This window comes from Caldisericia bacterium (genome assembly GCA_021158845.1).
GTDB lineage: Bacteria > Caldisericota > Caldisericia > B22-G15 > B22-G15 > B22-G15.
Window position 1 is genome coordinate 1 of record JAGGSY010000057.1, and the last position, 5,880, is coordinate 5,880.

Genomic DNA, 5,880 nt, shown 5'->3' on the forward strand with positions numbered 1-5,880 from the left:
GGAATTGGACAAACGGGCTATCTGTGATAAGGTGGAAAAGAAAGGAGGAAAAAATGCCTAAGCAAAGGAGACATTACAGTCCAGAGAAAAAGGTTGAAATTCTGCGGGAGCACTTCAAAAACAAAATGCCTGTATCAGAATTATGCGAGAAATATGGCATTCATCCCAACATGTTTTATAAATGGGAAAAGCAATTCTTTGAAGGAGCTATCAATACATTTGCTAATAATTCTAAATCTAACAAAAAGAGCTCTAAGGAAGAACAATTAAAGCAAAAGATTGCCAGAATGCAGGAAGTGATTACAGAACTTACCCAGGAGAATATTATTCTTAAAAAAAGTCCAATGGGGAAATTTAAAAAACAAATGGGTAGAGGTAGATGTGAGGGATAGTATTGTGGAAACGATAATTACTTATAAACAAAAGACGGGGATAAGTATTAGAAAACTGCTTGGTTTTCTTGGACTTTCAAGCTCAAAATTCTATCAATGGAAGGTCCGATATGACCTTGTTAACAAACATAATGGGAAGATTCCCAGGGGTTTTTGGATACTGCCCTGGGAGAAACAGGCTATTATTGACTATGCCCTTAAGCATGAGGCTGAAGGCTACAGGCGGTTATGCTATCAAATGCTTGATGAAGACATTGTTGCCGTCAGTCCTTCTTCAGTGTATCGGACATTGAAAGAAGTTGGACTTCTTTCTAAATTTAATGGTAAACCAAGCAAAAGAGGTAAAGGTTTTTCTCAACCTAAAAGGCCACATGAGCACTGGCATATAGACATCAGTTATGTTAATGTTTTGGGCAGCTTTTTATTTTTGATTGCCATTATAGATGGGTATTCTCGTTATATTGTGCATCATGAATTAAGAGCAAGCATGGAAAGTTATGATGTGGAGATAGTTTTGCAGAGGGCGTTAGAGAAATTTCCTCTTGCCAGGCCAAGGATTATATCAGACAATGGGAGTCAATTTATTGCCAGAGATTTTAAGGCCTTTATTAGACATAAGGGTTTAATGCATGTGAAGACATCTGTGAGGTATCCAGAGAGTAATGGGAAGATAGAGCGCTTTTTTCAAACTGCTAAAAAAGAACACATTCGCAAAAAGAGCTTTTTATCTCTCGTTGATGCCCGCAGACAAATAGCAGCATATATTCACTATTACAATACAAAGAGACTGCATAGTGCGATAAATTATCTTACCCCGGAGGATATGCTATTGGGACGAGCCGAAGAAAGGTTAAAGGAGCGGGACAGGAAGTTAAGGGAGGCTAGGGCAGCCCGCCTTGAGCAGTTTAATAAATTTAAAACCACCTTAATTGCGAAGCCTAATTTGTCCAATTCCCGCTGAACCAGGACAATGCAATAGAAAAAGTAGTAAAAGAATTTGAAGATAAAAAAGTAGATAGTGTGTATGGGGATTTGGTTTATGTAGATCAAAAAGATACAAATAAAATAGTTAGATATTGGAAAAGTAAGCCATATAAAAAAGGATTATTTAAAAAAGGATGGCATCCAGCTCATCCTACCTTTTTTGTACGAAAAGAAGTTTATGATAAATGTGGTTTATTTAATCTTGATTTTAAAATTGCAGCTGATTATGAATTGATGCTTAGGTTTTTATATAAGTATAAGATTTCTACTTGTTACATACCTGAAGTTTTAGTTAAAATGCGAGTAGGTGGAATAAGCAATAGAGATCTTAAAAATATTGTCAGAAAAACTATAGAAGATTATAAAGCGTGGAAAGTGAATGACTTAAAAGGAGGAATCTATACAATAATAATGAAAAACATTTCAAAAATCCCGCAGTTTTTTAGGAGAGGTTGTTAAAGGTAGTTGATGTTATTGAGGTCGTTAAAGGGTTGAAGGGTTAGATAATTTAAAAGGCGGAGGTAGCACATGTCTAAGAAACGAGCTTTAATCACAGGTATAACCGGACAGGACGGAGCATATCTAGCAGAGTTTTTACTGCAAAAAGGATATGAAGTCCATGGCATAAAAAGAAGAGCATCGCTTTTTAACACAGATAGAATTGACCATCTTTATAAAGATCCTCATGAAGAAGATGTAATTTTTTTTCTACATTACGGAGATATGACGGATTCTACGAATTTGATTCGGATAATCCAAGAAGTACAACCAGATGAAATTTATAACCTTGCAGCGCAATCGCATGTAAAGGTTTCTTTTGAAACTCCTGAGTACACGGCAAATGCAGATGCGCTTGGGACGTTAAGGCTGTTAGAGGCCATAAGAATTTTGAAAATGGAAAATAAAGTTAAATTTTACCAGGCTTCCACTTCCGAGCTTTACGGCAAGGTGCAAGAAATACCTCAAAATGAAAAGACACCTTTTTACCCCAGAAGTCCTTATGCAGCGGCGAAACTATATGGTTATTGGGTAACGGTAAATTACAGAGAGGCCTATGGAATTTTTGCGTGTAACGGAATACTTTTTAACCATGAGTCGCCGATAAGAGGTGAAACTTTTGTTACCCGTAAAATTACTATGGCAGCGGCCAGAATAAGATTGGGACTTCAAAAGAAACTTTACCTGGGTAACCTTAATGCCAAAAGAGACTGGGGACATGCCAAGGACTATGTAGAAGGCATGTGGCTGATACTTCAGCAAGATGAACCAGATGATTATGTTTTAGCAACTGGAGAGACGCACTCAGTCAGAGAATTTGCTGAGAAGGCTTTTAAATTAGCGGGTATAGAGATTGAATGGCAAGGAGAAGGACTGGAAGAGAAGGGAGTAGTTAAAAAAGTTTTAGATGTTGTAGAGGCTCCAGAAGTTGTAGAAGGGTATTGTGGTGTGAAGGAAGGTGACGTGGTGATAGAGGTTGACCCACGGTATTTTAGGCCCACCGAGGTTGATATACTTATTGGTGACGTCACGAAAGCAAGAGAAAAACTGGGTTGGAGGCCGAGGCATACTTTCGAAGAGCTTATCAAAGATATGGTAAAAGCTGATCTTGAGCAGGCAAAAAGAGAGTTGTATCTCAAGAATGGGGGGTATAGGGTGAGGAATTGTTCGGGGGAGTGAGGTTGTAAAGGTTGTGGAAGCTGTAGAGGTGAGTAAAGGGGATGGAAGTTACAGAGGTTGTAGAGGTTAATAGATGGCAAAGAACAATAGTTGGAAGGATTTGGTGGTTGGGCAGAAGAGTCATGAAATGGTGCTGGAAGTTTACAAACTTACGAAAGATTTTCCAAGAACAGAGATCTATTCTCTGGTAGATCAAATAAAAAGAGCAGTTTATTCTGTTCCTGCGAATATTGTCGAGGGACATTCTAAAAACACCAAAAAGGGATTTTTAAGGTATCTTTATATTTCCAGAGAATCTCTGAAAGAATTGAGATATTTCTTTCTACTTTCTAAAGATTTAGGATATATAGCCGAGAGAGAACACGATGATTTTGAAGCCAAATTGACCGAAATAAGCTATCTCCTCAACCAACTAATCAAATCCTTAACCTTTACAACATCTAAAACCTCAAAAATAAGGAGTACATACAATGAATAAAAACAGTAAAATCTTTGTAGCAGGAGTAACTGGACTTGTTGGAAGTGCTATTGTTAGGAAACTTATAAAAAAGGGCTATACCAATATTATAGGCTCTTACCATTCTAGAAATCCACAACAGCGATATCAAAACAATCCTAAAAATCTTCAACCCCGCTTCATAAAACTTGATCTTAGAAGACAGGAAGACACGGAGAGTTTTTTTGAACAGGAAAAACCAGATTATGTTTTTTTAGCAGCGGCCAAGGTGGGTGGTATTCTTGCTAACAATACTTATAAAGCCGAATTTATTTATGATAATTTAATGATAGCTGCTAATGTCATAAATTCGGCCTATAAATTTGGAGTTAAGAAACTTCTCAATCTTGGTTCTTCTTGTATCTATCCTAAGTTTGCTCCCCAGCCAATGAAGGAGGAATATCTTCTTACAAACTCTCTTGAGCCTACCAATGAACCATATGCTATTGCAAAGATCGCAGCCATAAAATTGTGTAGATATTATAATGAGCAATATGGAACAAATTTTGTCTCTGTTATGCCTACTAATTTATACGGACCAAATGATAATTTCCATCTCTTAAATTCTCATGTTTTACCTGCACTAATAAGAAAGTTCCATCTTGCTAAACTTTTGCAACAAGGAGATTTTGAAGCAATAAAAAAGGATTTTATAAGAAATAAAGATAATAAAACGGTTATCAGTAATTCGTTATTAGTTGTGGAAGAAGATAGCAGCAAGGATGAGGTTATTAGATTGTTGAGTTATTACGGTATTAAATATGTCAATACCTCCGTTACCGTTACTCTTTGGGGAACTGGAAAATCGTACCGAGAATTTTTATATGTTGATGATCTTGCAGATGTCTGCATATATCTTATGGAAAATCACGATTATAAAGATATTGGAGAGTTTGTAAATATAGGAGTAGGAGAGGATATTACGATAAAAGATTTAGCTTTTATAATAAAAGATATTGTAGGGTTTAAGGGAGAAATTTCTTTTGATACCTCAAAACCAGATGGCACACCAAGAAAATTATTGGATATATCAAGAATTTTGCGCTTAGGCTGGCAGCCTAAAGTTTCTCTTAGGGAAGGAATTGGACATACATACAAATGGTACACGGATATGTATTGTGGGTTATAAGTCGAAGGCTGTAGCAGCGTTTATTAGTTTTGGCTACTAGAAACCAACCCGTTTTTCCAGCCGAAATTTACTTCGTAAATCAATCGCAAAAATAGTGTTGTAATTACCATTATTAATTGCATTTTTTGCCAATTATGTTATCAATAAGTAAATTTTAACGAAGATATAAGGCAATTAAATTGTTGTTTGGATTAAGTTTCCTTATTTCATTTTTAGGCCAGTGGGTAGTTTCATTTTTAGCCAAAAAAACGGGGTGTTTTATAGATAGAGTTGATATTGATAAGCCCCAGAGGATTCATTTTAATAATACACCAAGGTGTGGTGGTCTGGGTATATTTCTCGGTACCTTAGTGTTGATAATGTTTAATAATCTGGGCTCAAAATTACTCATTGCTTCAATCCCTGCTTTTCTCATTGGCTTTTGTGAAGATTTAAAGTCAAACCTCCTGCCAAAGTTCAGGTTACCTATCATCGGTTTATCTGCTATTCTGGGAATTCTTTTGTATGATGCGGTTGTTACTGATCTTGGTTATCTTACTTTGCCTTATTTTATTGCTATTCTTTTTACCATATTTGCCGTTACCGGTGTGACAAACGCGATAAACATCATTGATGGTTTTAACGGACTTGCTTCTGGAATTTCTATGATAGCTTTGATATGTTTCGGCTATGTAACTTATAGTGTTAACGATTATGAGTTGTTGAATATAATTCTGGTTATAATTTTTGCTACTTTAGGATTTTTTGTCTTAAATTTTCCAAAAGGTAAAATCTTCTTAGGCGATGGAGGAGCATATTTCTTGGGATTTATTTTGGCTGGAATTTCCATTTTGCTGGTTAATAGACATCTATGCTGGCTGGGGGTCAGGTCTTGATTTTTGAATTATTACATAGCCTTATGGCCAAACCGCTAATATTTATTATTCTACAGTAAGTAAAGAGACAAGGGCAATTTCAAAAGCTGAGAGCTATTTTGCTATTTTGGTTCTGTATCATGCATCTCAGCTGCCTTAATTTGCATTTTATTATACTTTTAGATAGCATAAATGAAGATTGTTAAATGATTAAAATGACTTAAAGGACTATTTTTATGTCTGGCTATCTTCCATATGAGATAGCAAAGAGCATAGAGGAGGTTAAAAAATGTTAGATGTTAACAAATTAGAAATGATTATCAGACAATTACCCCCGGAACTTCAAAA

Annotated in this window: 7 protein-coding genes; all 7 read left to right on the top strand. The window is 35.9% G+C overall.

Annotated elements, in window-relative coordinates; genetic code table 11:
- A partial coding sequence (locus tag J7J33_02200) for a transposase (GenBank protein ID MCD6168101.1) occupies positions 1-392 on the top strand: 392 nt, incomplete at its 5' end.
- Entirely contained in the window at positions 322-1,353 is a 1,032-nt protein-coding gene (locus J7J33_02205) for an IS3 family transposase (GenBank protein ID MCD6168102.1), read from the top strand. The genes J7J33_02200 and J7J33_02205, both read left to right, overlap by 71 nt.
- A gap of 59 nt (positions 1,354-1,412) precedes the next feature.
- Entirely contained in the window at positions 1,413-1,835 is a 423-nt protein-coding gene (locus tag J7J33_02210; protein ID MCD6168103.1) for a glycosyltransferase, read from the top strand.
- Positions 1,836-1,904: 69 nt separating this feature from the next.
- Positions 1,905-3,053 carry a GDP-mannose 4,6-dehydratase gene (gene gmd, locus J7J33_02215; GenBank protein MCD6168104.1) on the top strand — a complete coding sequence of 383 codons (1,149 nt, stop codon included), beginning with the start codon at positions 1,905-1,907 and terminating at the stop codon, positions 3,051-3,053.
- Between the two features lie 73 nt (positions 3,054-3,126).
- The gene (locus J7J33_02220) at positions 3,127-3,531 is read left to right on the top strand and encodes a four helix bundle protein (protein ID MCD6168105.1); all 405 of its coding nucleotides are present in this window, start codon (positions 3,127-3,129) and stop codon (positions 3,529-3,531) included.
- On the top strand, positions 3,524-4,678 hold the full coding sequence (locus J7J33_02225) for a GDP-L-fucose synthase (protein MCD6168106.1): 1,155 nt from the start codon (positions 3,524-3,526) through the stop codon (positions 4,676-4,678). The genes J7J33_02220 and J7J33_02225 overlap by 8 nt, the downstream gene beginning before the upstream one ends.
- A gap of 182 nt (positions 4,679-4,860) precedes the next feature.
- Positions 4,861-5,553: a glycosyltransferase family 4 protein gene (locus J7J33_02230; protein ID MCD6168107.1), complete on the top strand. Its 693-nt coding sequence runs from the start codon at positions 4,861-4,863 to the stop codon at positions 5,551-5,553.
- The last annotated feature ends 327 nt before the right edge of the window (positions 5,554-5,880 follow it).

What these genes read in the sequence shown, in the direction of transcription:
- gmd (MCD6168104.1), top strand. Translation starts at nt 1,905, where the DNA reads ATGTCTAAGAAACGAGCTTTAATCACAGGTATAACCGGACAGGACGGA.
- J7J33_02220 (MCD6168105.1), top strand. Translation starts at nt 3,127, where the DNA reads ATGGCAAAGAACAATAGTTGGAAGGATTTGGTGGTTGGGCAGAAGAGT.
- J7J33_02225 (MCD6168106.1), top strand. Translation starts at nt 3,524, where the DNA reads ATGAATAAAAACAGTAAAATCTTTGTAGCAGGAGTAACTGGACTTGTT.